Raw genomic sequence first — 12,906 nt, 5'->3', positions numbered from 1 at the left:
GTTCTGCCGCCACATTCTTGAACCGACTGCTCGGCGGGCTGGCGATGGCAGGTTTGCTCACCGTCGTTGTCAGCACGGCACGGGCCGATGACGGGAAAGTGCTGAACATCTACAACGGGTCGGACGACGTTGGCGACGACACCATCGCCCATTGACCGGGACGACGTGAACCCAAGTCCCCATGGGCCCCAGGGGACATTTCCCCGCAAGGACGACTTTTCCAGGCGAGACGAATGAGAGATGAACGCAATGGCCAATCCCTCCAGCCCAGGCCCATTGTCGCCAGCGGATCAGCAGTTTGTCCGCATCGACAAACTGAGCAAGCGCTTCGACGAAGTCGCCGCAGTCGACGAAGTGTCCGTGGACATTGCCAAAGGGGAGATTTTTGCGCTCCTGGGCTCCTCCGGCTGCGGCAAGTCGACATTGCTGCGCATGCTGGCGGGGTTTGAAACACCGACCACGGGAAAGATCACCCTCGAAGGCGTGGACATCGTCGGCCTGCCGCCGTATGAGCGGCCGATCAACATGATGTTCCAGTCCTACGCGCTGTTTCCCCATCTGAGTGTGTGGGAGAACGTGGCCTTCGGCCTGAAGCGCGAAGGCATGCCCGCCGGCCAGATTGGCGCTCGGGTGCAGGCCATGCTCAACATCGTGCAGCTCGGCCCCTATGCCAAGCGCAAGCCGCACCAGTTGTCCGGCGGACAGCAGCAGCGCGTGGCGCTTGCGCGGTGCCTGGCCAAGGGCCCCAGGCTGCTGTTGCTCGACGAGCCGCTGGGCGCCCTGGACCGCAAATTGCGCGAACAGACCCAGTTCGAGCTGCACACCATCATCAAGGAGGTGGGGGTGACTTGCGTGCTGGTGACGCACGACCAAGAGGAGGCCATGACCATGGCGGACCGCATCGCCGTGATGGGCGCCGGCAAGTTCATGCAGGTGGGCAAGCCGCACGAGATTTACGAAACCCCCAGTTGCAAATTCGTTGCCGACTTCATTGGCAACGTCAATCTCTTTGACGGCAAACTGGTCGAAGATGAACCCGATTTCTGCGTGGTGGCCTCGGAATATGGCAAGTTCTATATCGGCCACGGCATCACCGGCACGCGCGGCATGCCTGTGGCAGTGGCAGTGCGGCCCGAGAAAATCAATCTTTCGCGCACCGCACCGCCCGACACCTCGCGCAATGTATTCAAGGGCGTGATTTCAGATAGCGGCTACTTCGGCAGTTTTTCCCTGTACCGGATGCTGCTGCCAGGCGGCAGGAAGTTACAGGTTCAGATCACCCACCAACACCGGCACATCGAGATGCTCAACGACGGGGAGGAAGCCTATGCCAGCTTTGCGCCGGATTCCCTGGTGGTGCTGACCTCCTGATGCACGCAGGGTTTTTGCCATGGGCGTGAATCAAACCCCTGCCGACAGCGCCATCGACAAACCCCGGACGAGGCGCTGGGGGCGTTACAGCGTGATTGGCATTCCCTACCTCTTTTTGGCGCTGCTGTTCACCATTCCATTTCTGGTGGTGCTGCGTTTGAGCCTGACGGAAATGGACGGGGCGCGGATCATGGCCCTGAGCAGCTATGCCGACGGGTTCATCCACATCAGGATCAAACTGGCCAACTATATTTTTCTGGTAACCGACGATCTGTATGTGGACACCTACATTTCCTCGGTGAAATTCGCGCTGATCAACACACTCATCTGCCTGGCGCTGGGCTATCCCTTCGCCTATTTCATGGCGCGCTCGCCGGCAAGCGTGCGCCCGGCGCTGCTGATGCTGGTGTCCCTGCCCTTCTGGACTTCCTACCTGTTGCGGGTGTATGCGTGGAAAGGGCTGCTGGACGACAACGGGGTGTTCAACAATGTCCTGATGGGGCTGCACCTGATCGATGAGCCCATCAAAATGATGTACACCAGTTTCTCCATGGTGCTGGGCATGGTCTATACCTATCTGCCGTTCATGATTCTTCCGCTGTATGCCAATCTGGTGAAGATGGATCTGCGCTTGCTGGAAGCGGCCAAGGATTTGGGCGCCACGCCATTCAAGACATTCTGGCTGGTCACCGTGCCTTTGTCCAAGAACGGAATCATTGCCGGCGCCATGCTGGTATTCATTCCCAGTGTGGGGGAGTATGTGATTCCCGAACTGCTGGGCGGCCCCGGCACGCTGATGATAGGGCGCGTGCTCTGGGACGAATTTTTCAGCAACAACGACTGGTCCATGGCCTCTGCGGTGGCCGTCAGCATGGTGCTGCTGATCTTGCTCCCGCTGGTGATTTTCAATAAGCACCAAACCAAAGCCGGCAGGGGAGCCTGACATGGGTAGCCGCATCGGGAAAATATGGCTTTCGCTGGGTTACCTGTTTTTGTACCTGCCCATCTTCACCCTGATCGTTTTCTCCTTCAATGACTCGAAGATGGTGGCGCTATGGGGCGGTTTCACGCTCAAGTGGTACGACCTGGTCGCCAGCGACACCGAAGTCATCGACGGGCTCAAACTCTCGCTGAAAATTGCGCTGCTGTCTGCCACGAGCTCGGTGCTTCTGGGCATGCTGGCGGCGTTTGCCATGGTCAAGTACAAGAAATTCCGGGGTCGCACCGCCTTCATCGCGCACATCAACGCGCCGCTGGTGGTGCCGGAGGTGATCACCGGCGTATCGCTGCTGCTGTTCTTCGTGATGTGCGAACGCATGTTCGGCCTGCCAGAGCGCGGCCTCTTTACCATCTGGGCGGGCCACACCTCGGTGGGCATGGCCTATGCCGCCGTGGTGATCCAGTCGCGCCTGACGGAAATGGACAAATCGCTGGAAGAAGCCGCCATGGATTTGGGCTGCCGCCCCTTTCAGGTGTTCACCCTGGTGACTTTACCGATGATTGCGCAGTCGCTGCTGTCTTCCTGGCTGCTGACTTTCACGATTTCCCTGGATGACGTGGTATTGACCGCATTTTTGTCCGGTCCGGGTTCGACGACTTTGCCCATCGTCATATTGTCCAGAGCCCGTTTGGGCTTGAACCCGACCATCAATGTGGTGGCAACCCTCACCGTGGCCGTCGTTTCCGTGGCCGTGCTTGCCGGCAGCCTGTGGATGCTGCGCCAAGAGCGCAAACGCGCCGCAGAACAGGCAGCAGCCTACCGCGAAGGCATGGCAACGAAAGCCCTTCCGGCCAAAAGGTCCACGGTAGCGTCAGACTTCGGAGTGCCGTGAACGCCTGACAGCCTCGCATGGCAAACACGCCGGGCACCAGGCATTGCCCGGCATGTTTTTCCCGTCGTGCGGTCTGACGAATTCATTCCGTTGCCGGGAAAACCGGCTCTCCCAGATTGAGCATCAGACGATTGGCCCAGGCGAAAATGGCAACGGAGTGAATCAGATCGAGAATCTCCTGCTCGCTCAGACCGGCATCTTTCAGCGCCTGGATATTCGTGGCGCCGATGTCGTTCGGCGCCTTGGTCAGTGCGATGGCAAACTGCGCGATGGCTTTCTCGCGCGCGTCGGCGCCGGCCGTGTACGGATCATCGAAGACCTGTTGCACGGTGTCGTTGCGCTTGGTCAACTGCTCGAAACGCTGGGCATGGACCGACGCACAATAAACGCAGCCATTGACGCGCGAGACGAGCATCGAGCCGAGTTCGCGCTCGGCGCGCGACATACCGCCCGGAGCGTACATGATGGCGTTGAAGGCGGCAGAGCGCTGGCGCAGTATTTCCGGCTGATGGCCGAGGAACAGGTAATAGTCCGAGGTCTTGGCCTTGGGGTGGCTTTCCTCCAGAACCTTGATCTGATCTTCGCTGGCCTGGTCGAGATCGATGACATCGAGCCAGGCGTGCCATTGCAGTACTTCGTTGGTGAAACCATGTGATTTGATGATGGAGCTCATGCTGTTCCCGCTTGGTTGCTTGCCGATTTCATCGCCTTCAGACCGGCAACGACACGGAGCTGATAAGAGACGAAGGCGATCAGTTGCGCCAAAGCCACCACGGCCGGTGTGCTGATGCCTGCGGCAGGCAGCGTGTGCAGGACCGCTTCGTTGCCTTCGATCGGACGCTCGGTCAACGCGCGCGCAAACGCCAGCATGGCGCGCAAACGACCTTCCGGCAATCGTTCCGGCGCACCATCGGCAGCGACGGCGATTTGCGCAGCATCGGCAGGCAGGGCATACAGACGCGCGCGGTAATGCGCGGCGACATCTTGGGCGCCGGCCAGGCGGCAGGCGTACAGCGCAACCAGCAAACGCTCGTCGAGACCAATGCCTTCCAATGCCGGGTCGAACAAGCTGTCGTAACTGCCTTGCGAGGCGACGGCAACTTTTTCGCGCTGGTGGCGCAATGCATGGAGATGGCTGCCGGCCGGCAGGCCAGCCAGTTTGTCGATGACATCGTCATCGATGTCGTATTCCATTGGCGTCGTCATGAAACTTCCTTTCGCATGAAAATTGCCCGTCCCTGAATTGCCGCAATCGCATTCTTTAAAAATTGCTGCGCGTGCTGCCAGGCGTGGTGGTCGGCCTGTGCGTTGGCAGCGGGCGTGCCGCCGCCGGTATGGATGCGTTGGGAGACCGGATGGGCGTAGCTGATCTGCGTGGTCGGCACATACGGAAACAAAATCGCGTGACCGGCATCCCGATAGTCGTGCCACTCCACGGCATATGGATGGGCAACCTCTTTCAGTTTGTCATTGACCATCTTTGCGTATACGCTCGACGGCCAGGAACCGTCGTCGGTCGCGGAAAAGAGCAATACCGGCGCCTGGATTTTCTCCACCGGAATGCGCGCCTTGGCGACGGCTTCCTTGTCCTGCAAAGCAGTCAGCATTGCCAATGCATTACGCTGTGGCGGTGCGCCTTCGTCAAATGGCGCCCAACTGGCATGACGATTGTTTTCCCACTGGTGCGTCAGCGGCTTGCCGTTGAGCAGCCAGGTCGGCCCCTCCCGTCCGATCGCGGGATCGCAGGCGCTCTGCCCGCTGTGCACCAATGCACTCGGCACATAAGCCAACACGGCCGATACCTTTTCCGGAAAAATCGCCCCCAGCAGCAAGACCAGTTCACCGCCGCGCGATTGACCGCTGAGGGCGACGAAATCGTTCAGCGGCGCGACGGTTGTCCGCAGCCAGTCCAAGCCTTTTTCAAAATACTCCAACGGTGTATTGGAGATGTAATCGGACAGTCCCGGCGCCTTGAAATACGCCAAGGCAAAAGCGGCATAACCATGCGAGGCATACAAAGCCGCACGCGGCTCGTTGATACCCCCGCCCGAGCCGTTGAGAATCATCACGGCCGGGTACGAATCCTGATCTGCCCCTGTTTCTGTGGATGCCGGCGGCAAAAACAATGTTCCGACCAGCCCCTGCTCGCGTATTTCCCTGCGTGTCACGCCGTCGGCGCACAGGCGCTGCACCAGGACAGCGTCGGCTACGGCATTGCCATTCATGGCATGGGCATGCAAAGTCGTCACCAGCGGCTGCTGCACGTCGTGGTGGAATAGTTCCCGCCGGCCCTCCTGCTCCGGCTTTTGTGACCACAACAAGCCCATGGCCGAAATACCCGAATAGCTGCCATCGACCGCTGGCGCCAGCGACAGATCGACATGACCCGTCGCATTGGCGATGAAGCGCGCACTGCTTTGCCACGCCACGCCAGCGCGCAGTGTGCGGCTAGATAATTGCACCGGTTCACCCGGCGCCGCGCCGGTGACAATGATGCGACGCGGCCTGTCGATCAGGCCATCGGCGGGGGTGACGGTAATGTTCAGCGCAGACATGCCGTTGATTTCCCGATCGCCAATTACTGCTTGTCCTGCGTGACCATCATCGCCGTGGTGCGATCACTGCTGGCCGGCGTCACTTTCAAGCCCTTCCTGGCTGCCCAGATGTTTTGGTAGTGATACAGCGGGATCACGCCGACATCGTCGGAAACGATATTGGCAGCATTGCGCAAAATCGCCTCACGCCTGGCGACGTCGAACTCGGCGGTCGAATCGGCCAATGCCTTGTCGATGGCCGGGTTGCTGTAGTAATTCCAGTTGGAAGCGCCCAGGCCCTTCTTGGCGTCGACCGTTGCCAGCACATTCACCAACGCATAGCTGGCTTCGCCGGTGCCGTTGCCCCATGCCAGCACGCTGACGGCAAATTCATTCTTTTTGGCGCGCGCCGAATACGAAGCCCATGGCAGGACTTCCACCTGCGTTTTTACGCCGATACGTGTCCAGAATTGCGCCACGGCTTGCATGATTTCCGGTGCCTGCGGATAGCGGTCGTTCGGCACATGAATCGTCAGTTTGAAGCCTTGCGGGTAACCGGCTTGCGCCAGCAATGTCTTGGCCTGGTTCACGTCGTTGGGAATGTTCTTGATCTCCGGGTTATAGCCGAAGGTGTCGGCCGGCATCCATTGATTGGCTTCGGTCGCAGCACCTTGCAAAATGCGATCGATCAGCGCCTTGCGGTTGATCGCCAGCGACAAGGCCCGGCGCACGCGCACGTCGAGCAGCGGGTTATTGTCGAGTTGCTTGCCGTTATTGTCGGTGATGTACGGGCTTGGACCTTCGTGGAAAGTCGGCTGCAGCAGCATGACGCGCAGGCCGTTGTACTGGAACACCTTGACGTTCGGCGATTGCTTGAGTCTGGCCAGATCGGACGCAGACACCTTGTCGATCACATCGACATCGCCGGACAGCAAGGCGGCAGTGCGCGCAGCGGCGTTGTTGATGTAGCGGTAGTTGACCTTTTCCCAGATCTGCTTCGGGCCCCAGTAGTCGTGGCTGCGTTCCATGACGATGCGGTCGCCCGGCGTGTAGGAAATGTATTTGTAAGGGCCGCTACCGACCATCGCGGCGCCACTGTTGTAGTTTTCAGTCTGCGATTTTTCACCGACATGCTTGCTGATGATATGCACCGACGCCAGATTCAGCGGCAGGTCGGGATTGGCGATGTTGGTTTTGATGATCAGTGTCAGCGGATCCTTGGCAGTCACCGATTCCACCGTGCGTAGATAACCGGCGAATGTCGCCACGCTGCCCGGCACGTTGCGTGCGCGTTGATACGAGAAGATCACGTCCTCGGCAGCAAATGGTTTGCCGTCCTGCCACTTGACGCCAGGACGCAGTTTGAACTCCCAGGTCTTGGCATCGATGTTTTCCCAACTGACCGCCAAACCCGGTTGCAGCCTGTTGTAGTTGTTTTCAACCAGCAAATCCCAGAAATGCAGGTTCACGGAACGGTCGCCGGCATGGTTGTTCAATTGCGGATCCAGCGACGACAGCGGATCGGCAAAAGCGATGTTCAGCGTTTGTGCGCCAGCGCAGGCGGCGCCCAGTAGCGCAGCCGCCATCAAACTGGAAAGAAGCGTTTTCTTCATGTTCATCATCCTCGGTCGTGGTGGGCAAAAAATAAGGTATGGCGATGCTGCTTGCGGCAAGACACCACAGGTCGTTCCCATTCGATCGTTCCCATCTAATCGTTCAGATGACAGGCGCTCAGGTGCCCTGGCGCAATTTCCTTCAGCGCCGGCGTCTGCTGGCGGCAACGCGGCATTGCATGCGGACAGCGCGGATTGAAGTGGCAACCCGGCGGCGGATTCAATGGACTCGGAATCTCGCCCTCGATGGCCGTAAACGATTTGTTGCGCACATGCAGTCGCGGCACGTCCGCCAGCAATGCCCGGGTGTACGGATGATTGGGCTGCGCAAACAAGCCCGCGACGGCAGCGCTCTCGACGATGCGGCCGAGATACATGATGAGCACGCGATCCGACACATGCTCTACCACGCCAAGGTCATGGCTGATGAAGAGATACGTCAGGCCCAATTGTTCGCGCAAATCGCTGAACAGGTTCAGGATTTGCGCCTGAATCGACACATCCAGCGCCGCCACGGCCTCGTCGGCCACCAGCATCTGCGGCTGCACGGCCAGCGCGCGGGCGATGCCGATCCGCTGGCGTTGGCCACCACTGAACTGATGCGGATAGCGATCGCGCAGTTGCGGGTCGAGCCCGGCACGCAGCAGTTGCGCGCTGACGTAGTCGTCGAGTCCGGCCTTGTCGGTCATGCCGTGGATCAGCGCAGCTTCGCCGACGATTTCGTCGACGCGCAGACGCGGATTCAGACTGGCATACGGATTTTGAAAAATCATCTGCACCTTGCGCCGCGCCGCGTGCACTTGCCGCGCACTGAGCGTGCTGCGGTCGGTGCCATCGAGCAAAACTTGCCCGGAAGATGGCGCCAGCAAGCCGCTGACAATCCGGCCCAAGGTCGATTTGCCGCAGCCGGATTCGCCCACCAAGCCGATCACTTCACCGGGCATGACGTGCAAATCGACGGCATCGAGCGCCTGCGTCACGGCCGCCGGACGCATCCAGCCGCGCGCAATCAGTTGCCGCTCCAGCGGCCGCGGCCTGCGTTCGCCAAATCGCTTGCCGACGTTGCGCACTTCCACCAGCGGCATCACCCTGTCTTTATCCATGGCCTCATCCACCATGATGCAACTCCATCGCATGGCCTGCACCGGGCGGGGCTGCCGGATGGAAACAGCGCACGAAATGCGCGTTCAGCGGCTCTGTGGTCTCCGGGCGCGCCAGGCATTGTTCGCTGACGCGCTCGCAGCGCGCAGCAAATGCGCAGGTTGGCGGCAGATGCAGCAGATTCGGTGTCAAACCGGGAATCTGGCACAAGCGCTGACCACGGCGGTTATTGCTCGGCAAGCTGCCGATCAGGCCTTGCGTGTAGGGATGCAGCGGCTGGTCGAGCACAGCCGATACTTTGCCCTGTTCGACGATACGGCCGCAATACATCACGGCGATGTCATCGGCCAAGCCCGCCACCACCGACAGATCGTGCGTAATCCAGATCAGCGCGGTACCGTGCTGGCGCGCCAGCTTTTGCACCTCTGACAGGATCTGCGCCTGTATCGTCACGTCCAGCGCCGTAGTCGGTTCATCGGCGATGATCAGATCCGGCTTGTGCAGCAAGGCGATGGCAATCGCCACGCGCTGGCGCATGCCGCCCGACAGTTGGTGCGGATAAGCACGCAGGCGCTCTTGCGGACTGGCGATACCCATCATGCCCAGCGTGTCGCAGGCCCGCTGGCGCGCCTGGTCGCGGCTGACCTTGTCATGCGCGAGCACGGCGTCGATCATCTGCGCTTGAACACGCAGGACCGGGTTCAGGGTCATCATCGGATCCTGGAAAATCATCGCGATGCGATGGCCCTGCAGACTGCGCAGCGCCTTTTTGTCCAGCGTCACCAGATCTTGTCCCCGGAACAGAATTTGCCCGCCGACAATGCGGCCCGGCGCATCCAGCAAACCGAGAATCGAGAAGCCGGTCACGGTCTTGCCCGACCCTGATTCGCCCACCAGACCGAGAATGCGGCCGCGCTCCAGCGTCAGCGACAGGTCATCGACCGCCGGCAACACGCCTGCGGGCGTGAAAAAGTGGGTGCGCAAATGGCGCACTTCAAGTGTGGGCACGGGCGCCGGCGCACTCATCTTTGCCACCTCGGGTTCATGACATCGCGCAGCCGATCACCGACCAGATTGATGGCGACGATGACCACCAGCAACGCAATGCCGGGGTAAAAACTGATCCAGTATTCACCGGACAGCATGTACTGATAGCCATTGGCAATCAGCAGACCCAGCGACGGCTCGGTAATCGGCACGCCGAGCCCGAGAAAACTCAGCGTTGCCTCCAGCGTGATCGCTCGCGCAATCTGCAAGGTGCCGATGACGATCAGCGGCGGCAGACAGTTTGGCAGAATATGACGCACCATGATGCGCCAGCCGGATACGCCCAGACCACGCGCGGCTTCGACATATTCCTTGTGCCGCTCCACCAGCGCCTGGCCGCGCGCAGTGCGCGCGTAATAGGCCCACTCCAGCACGACCAGCGCCGCCATGACGTTGAAAATACCCTTGCCCAGATAGGCCAGAATCAGCATCGATACCAAAATGGCCGGAAACGACAGCACCAGATCGGCCAGGCGCATCAGCAGCGCATCGGCCTTGCCGCCGAGATACGCTGCCAGCAAACCGGCCAGGGTGCCGATCACACCCGCCAGCAAGGCTGAACCGACACCGATTCCGACGCTGATGCGCAAGCCATACAAAATGCCGGAGTACAGATCACGCCCCTGCCCGTCCGTGCCGAGCCAGTATCTGTAAGTGCCAAGACCATTGGCGCTGCCGGGCGGCAGGCGCGCGTCGAGCACATCCAACTGCATCAGGTCGTAAGGATTTTGCGGCGTCAGCCACGGCGCGGTCAATGCGGCGACCATCAGCAGTGCCGCGACAGCGAGACCGAATATGGCGGTTTTCGATGCCAGGAAGTCGCGCGCCACGCGCCGCCAGGGCGATTCGCGGCGCGGCGTCTGGAATGCCGACAGCGCCGCCACCTTGGCGCGCACTTCCTGCTGCGTCATCGGTGTCGAACCTGGCGTGGAAGGCAGCGCTGCGTTCGGAGTTGCATTCGCCGGTGAGATCCCGCTCATGCTTTGACCTCCACCCGCACGCGCGGGTCCAGCAGTTTATACAGAACATCGACCATCAGATTCAAGGCCACGAACAAGCAAACGATCACCATCATGTACGCCACGATCACCGGGCGATCGAGCGCATTGATGCTGTCGAGAATCAATTTCCCGGAACCGGGCCAGGCGAAAATGCTTTCGGTCACGACAGCAAAGGCAATCGTCGAACCCAGTTCCAAGCCGACGATGGTCACCAGCGGAATCAATGTATTGCGCAATACATACATCAGCACCACACGCAGCGGCGCCAGGCCTTTGGCGCGGGCAAACTTGACGAAGTCCATCGGCAGCACCTCGCGTACATTGGCGCGCGTCAGGCGAATCACCAGCGAGATCTTGAACAGCGACAGATTCAGCGCCGGCAAGATGAGGTGGCGCAAACCATCCGCCGTCAGCCACGACCACTGCACGCCGAACAGCCCCGCCGTTTGCCCTCGTCCTCCCGAAGGCAACCAGCCCAGTGAGACGCTGAAGGTCATGATCAGCATCAGACCGATCCAGAATGTCGGCAGCGAAAAACCGAGGATGCTGCCGGTCATGACGATGCGCGAGAAAATGCTCTCCGGAAACAAGCCCGCGAACAAGCCCAGCGGAATACCGATCAGCACTGCCAGGATCAGCGCGGCAAAAGCCAGTTCCAGCGTCGCCGGCAAGCGTTGGAAGATCAGTTTGATGGCTGGCTCGTTATAAACGAAGCTGTTGCCGAGATTACCGTGCAGCGCGCCGTCGAGGAAGGCCAGATATTGCCGCCAGATCGGCTGATCCAGGCCAAGCTCCCCGATGATGCGCAAACGATCGATTTGATCGACATCCTGGCCAATGAGAATGTCGACCGGGTTGCCAATCATGTGCAGGCCGAAAAAGACGATCACCGTCATCGCCAGCAGCACTGCCAGCGCCTGCAAAACGCTGCGCAAAATGGCACCGCTCATCGGCTGGCCCCCTGGCGTTCCCGTTCCGTCGGTTCCGATGGTGTCCATTCGTCACCCGCCAGTTCCGGTTCAGCGTAAGCCTGGATATTCTTGTAATGCATCCCGACATCTTCGCAATACAGCAAGGAGGCAATACCCTGCGCCAGCCGCCGGGCACCGTCGCTGAGCGCCGGAATGTCACCCGACACCGTGCCATGGGCCAAGGCTGCCGGATAGCAAAAGCAATGCACGCGCTCCAGTCCGGGCAAGCCGCCGGGGTGCTTTTGCTGAAACTCGAACGCTGCGCCCAAGTCGGGCGAATCCGATAGTTCCATATCTTCGTCGCCAATGGGCGGCATGTAGCGCGCACGCCAATTGCGGATGTGCGGCGCGATGGCGGCAAATTCCGGACGCGCGCTCCAGTCGATACGAAAACCGGTGGAAAAGATCAGAAAATCGAACTCGAACAGGCCGCGCGGCGTGGTCACGCGCAGACTGTCGTCGACGACATCCACTTTGTCGATGGCGGCGCCGAAAAGGAAACGCGCATTGGCAAATTTCGCTACGCGCTGAACGCTGCCACTTGGCGGCGGTGTCTGCTGCACGTTGATGTAATGCCGAATGCGCCATTTCCATTCGTCCGGCAGATCGACATGGCCGTTGGTCAGCCCCGGGTTGCCTGCGCCCTTGCCCTTGTTGATGCGTGGAAATTGTGCGCGGCGGATCAGCAGATCGACACGTTCAGCGCCCGCCTCCAGCGCTGTCGCCGCACTGTCCATGGCCGATGCGCCGGCGCCGATCACGCCGACACGCTTGCCGGCCAGTTTGCCGTAGTCCATGTCATCGCAGGAATGCGCCCACCATGCCTGCGGCAGATTCTGCGCCAGCGGCGGCAAATAGGCGCCGCCAAGACCGTCGCGGCCGGTCGCCAGTACGACACGGCGCGCCAGCACCACCGACCGGCCTGCCGGCGCACCGATATGCAGTTCCACGACGCCATCGGCGCGCGGCAAAATGGCATCGATGCGATGATCGTTGCGAATATCCAGCGCCAGCACTTTGCGATACCAGCGCAGGTAATCCATCCATTGCAGACGCGGAATCTTGTCGAGTGCTTCCCAGGCTTGCAGCCCGAATTGCGCCTCGAACCAGGCGCGGAAAGTCAGCGCAGCGAAACCCAGCGCCGGACCCGTCAGCTTCTTCGGTGAACGCAGGGTTTCCATGCGCGCAGTGGTAGCCCATGGACCTTCAAAGCCGGCCGGGGACTGGTCGTAAATGACCGCATCGATGCCGAGGTGCAACAAGGATGCTGCGGCGGCCATGCCGGCCTGCCCGCCACCGATGACGGCAACGTCGAGCACGGCCCGACCATTCACGATCTTGGGCGGCACCCAGGGTTTGGCCGGCAATTCCAGCCAGGCCAGATCCTGCTGAAAGCGCGCCTCCAAGGCGGCCAGGGCCGTCGTCGGCGCGGAATT

General features: G+C 60.6%; 13 protein-coding genes. 4 read left to right on the top strand and 9 right to left on the bottom strand.

Annotation, left to right across the window (positions count from 1 at the left end; translation table 11 throughout):
• Positions 1-17: 17 nt before the first annotated feature.
• The 4 genes from VEIS_RS04030 (at position 18) to VEIS_RS04015 (ending at position 3,203) form a co-directional block, all read left to right on the top strand.
• Entirely contained in the window at positions 18-155 is a 138-nt protein-coding gene (locus VEIS_RS04030) for a hypothetical protein (RefSeq protein WP_157048392.1), read from the top strand.
• Positions 156-240: 85 nt separating this feature from the next.
• Positions 241-1,371, top strand: a complete 1,131-nt coding sequence (locus tag VEIS_RS04025) for an ABC transporter ATP-binding protein (protein WP_011808617.1) — start codon at positions 241-243, stop codon at positions 1,369-1,371.
• A 19-nt stretch (positions 1,372-1,390) separates the two neighbouring features.
• Complete coding sequence (locus VEIS_RS04020; RefSeq protein WP_011808616.1) at positions 1,391-2,314, top strand: ABC transporter permease subunit; 924 nt, start codon at positions 1,391-1,393, stop codon at positions 2,312-2,314.
• A gap of 1 nt (position 2,315) precedes the next feature.
• Positions 2,316-3,203: an ABC transporter permease gene (locus VEIS_RS04015; RefSeq protein WP_011808615.1), complete on the top strand. Its 888-nt coding sequence runs from the start codon at positions 2,316-2,318 to the stop codon at positions 3,201-3,203.
• An 82-nt stretch (positions 3,204-3,285) separates the two neighbouring features.
• Here VEIS_RS04015 and VEIS_RS04010 read toward each other — a convergent pair whose 3' ends face one another.
• From VEIS_RS04010 to VEIS_RS03970, 9 genes are all read right to left on the bottom strand, one after another.
• Positions 3,286-3,876, bottom strand: a complete 591-nt coding sequence (locus VEIS_RS04010) for a peroxidase-related enzyme (RefSeq protein ID WP_011808614.1) — start codon at positions 3,874-3,876, stop codon at positions 3,286-3,288.
• Positions 3,873-4,409, bottom strand: coding sequence for a CMD domain protein (locus tag VEIS_RS04005; RefSeq protein WP_011808613.1), 537 nt, complete (start codon positions 4,407-4,409; stop codon positions 3,873-3,875). The genes VEIS_RS04010 and VEIS_RS04005 overlap by 4 nt, the downstream gene beginning before the upstream one ends.
• Complete coding sequence (locus VEIS_RS04000; protein ID WP_011808612.1) at positions 4,406-5,758, bottom strand: acyl-CoA thioesterase/bile acid-CoA:amino acid N-acyltransferase family protein; 1,353 nt, start codon at positions 5,756-5,758, stop codon at positions 4,406-4,408. The genes VEIS_RS04005 and VEIS_RS04000 overlap by 4 nt, the downstream gene beginning before the upstream one ends.
• Positions 5,759-5,781: 23 nt before the next feature.
• Positions 5,782-7,350 (bottom strand): ABC transporter substrate-binding protein, encoded by a 1,569-nt coding sequence (locus VEIS_RS03995; RefSeq protein ID WP_041950511.1) that lies wholly within the window; start codon positions 7,348-7,350, stop codon positions 5,782-5,784.
• A gap of 95 nt (positions 7,351-7,445) precedes the next feature.
• Complete coding sequence (locus VEIS_RS03990; protein WP_041950510.1) at positions 7,446-8,453, bottom strand: ABC transporter ATP-binding protein; 1,008 nt, start codon at positions 8,451-8,453, stop codon at positions 7,446-7,448.
• Positions 8,454-8,457: 4 nt separating this feature from the next.
• Positions 8,458-9,477, bottom strand: coding sequence for an ABC transporter ATP-binding protein (locus VEIS_RS03985; RefSeq protein WP_011808609.1), 1,020 nt, complete (start codon positions 9,475-9,477; stop codon positions 8,458-8,460).
• Positions 9,474-10,409 (bottom strand): ABC transporter permease, encoded by a 936-nt coding sequence (locus VEIS_RS03980; RefSeq protein WP_049773812.1) that lies wholly within the window; start codon positions 10,407-10,409, stop codon positions 9,474-9,476. The genes VEIS_RS03985 and VEIS_RS03980 overlap by 4 nt, the downstream gene beginning before the upstream one ends.
• A gap of 65 nt (positions 10,410-10,474) precedes the next feature.
• Positions 10,475-11,449 carry an ABC transporter permease gene (locus tag VEIS_RS03975; protein WP_011808607.1) on the bottom strand — a complete coding sequence of 325 codons (975 nt, stop codon included), beginning with the start codon at positions 11,447-11,449 and terminating at the stop codon, positions 10,475-10,477.
• Complete coding sequence (locus VEIS_RS03970) at positions 11,446-12,876, bottom strand: FAD-dependent oxidoreductase (RefSeq protein WP_407830902.1); 1,431 nt, start codon at positions 12,874-12,876, stop codon at positions 11,446-11,448. The genes VEIS_RS03975 and VEIS_RS03970 overlap by 4 nt, the downstream gene beginning before the upstream one ends.
• Positions 12,877-12,906: the final 30 nt, after the last annotated feature.

The sequence above is a fragment of the Verminephrobacter eiseniae EF01-2 genome, assembly GCF_000015565.1.
Classification (GTDB): Bacteria; Pseudomonadota; Gammaproteobacteria; order Burkholderiales; family Burkholderiaceae_C; genus Acidovorax; species Acidovorax eiseniae.
This window is presented reverse-complemented; position numbering and strand designations above follow the sequence as displayed.

Bases quoted from the DNA above. Each gene is read 5' to 3' on its own strand.
- VEIS_RS04025 (WP_011808617.1), top strand. From the start codon at position 241: ATGAACGCAATGGCCAATCCCTCCAGCCCAGGCCCATTGTCGCCAGCG.
- VEIS_RS04020 (WP_011808616.1), top strand. From the start codon at position 1,391: ATGGGCGTGAATCAAACCCCTGCCGACAGCGCCATCGACAAACCCCGG.
- VEIS_RS04015 (WP_011808615.1), top strand. From the start codon at position 2,316: ATGGGTAGCCGCATCGGGAAAATATGGCTTTCGCTGGGTTACCTGTTT.
- VEIS_RS04010 (WP_011808614.1), bottom strand. From the start codon at position 3,876: ATGAGCTCCATCATCAAATCACATGGTTTCACCAACGAAGTACTGCAA.
- VEIS_RS04005 (WP_011808613.1), bottom strand. From the start codon at position 4,409: ATGACGACGCCAATGGAATACGACATCGATGACGATGTCATCGACAAA.
- VEIS_RS04000 (WP_011808612.1), bottom strand. From the start codon at position 5,758: ATGTCTGCGCTGAACATTACCGTCACCCCCGCCGATGGCCTGATCGAC.
- VEIS_RS03995 (WP_041950511.1), bottom strand. From the start codon at position 7,350: ATGAAGAAAACGCTTCTTTCCAGTTTGATGGCGGCTGCGCTACTGGGC.
- VEIS_RS03990 (WP_041950510.1), bottom strand. From the start codon at position 8,453: ATGGATAAAGACAGGGTGATGCCGCTGGTGGAAGTGCGCAACGTCGGC.
- VEIS_RS03985 (WP_011808609.1), bottom strand. From the start codon at position 9,477: ATGAGTGCGCCGGCGCCCGTGCCCACACTTGAAGTGCGCCATTTGCGC.
- VEIS_RS03980 (WP_049773812.1), bottom strand. From the start codon at position 10,409: ATGACGCAGCAGGAAGTGCGCGCCAAGGTGGCGGCGCTGTCGGCATTC.
- VEIS_RS03975 (WP_011808607.1), bottom strand. From the start codon at position 11,449: ATGAGCGGTGCCATTTTGCGCAGCGTTTTGCAGGCGCTGGCAGTGCTG.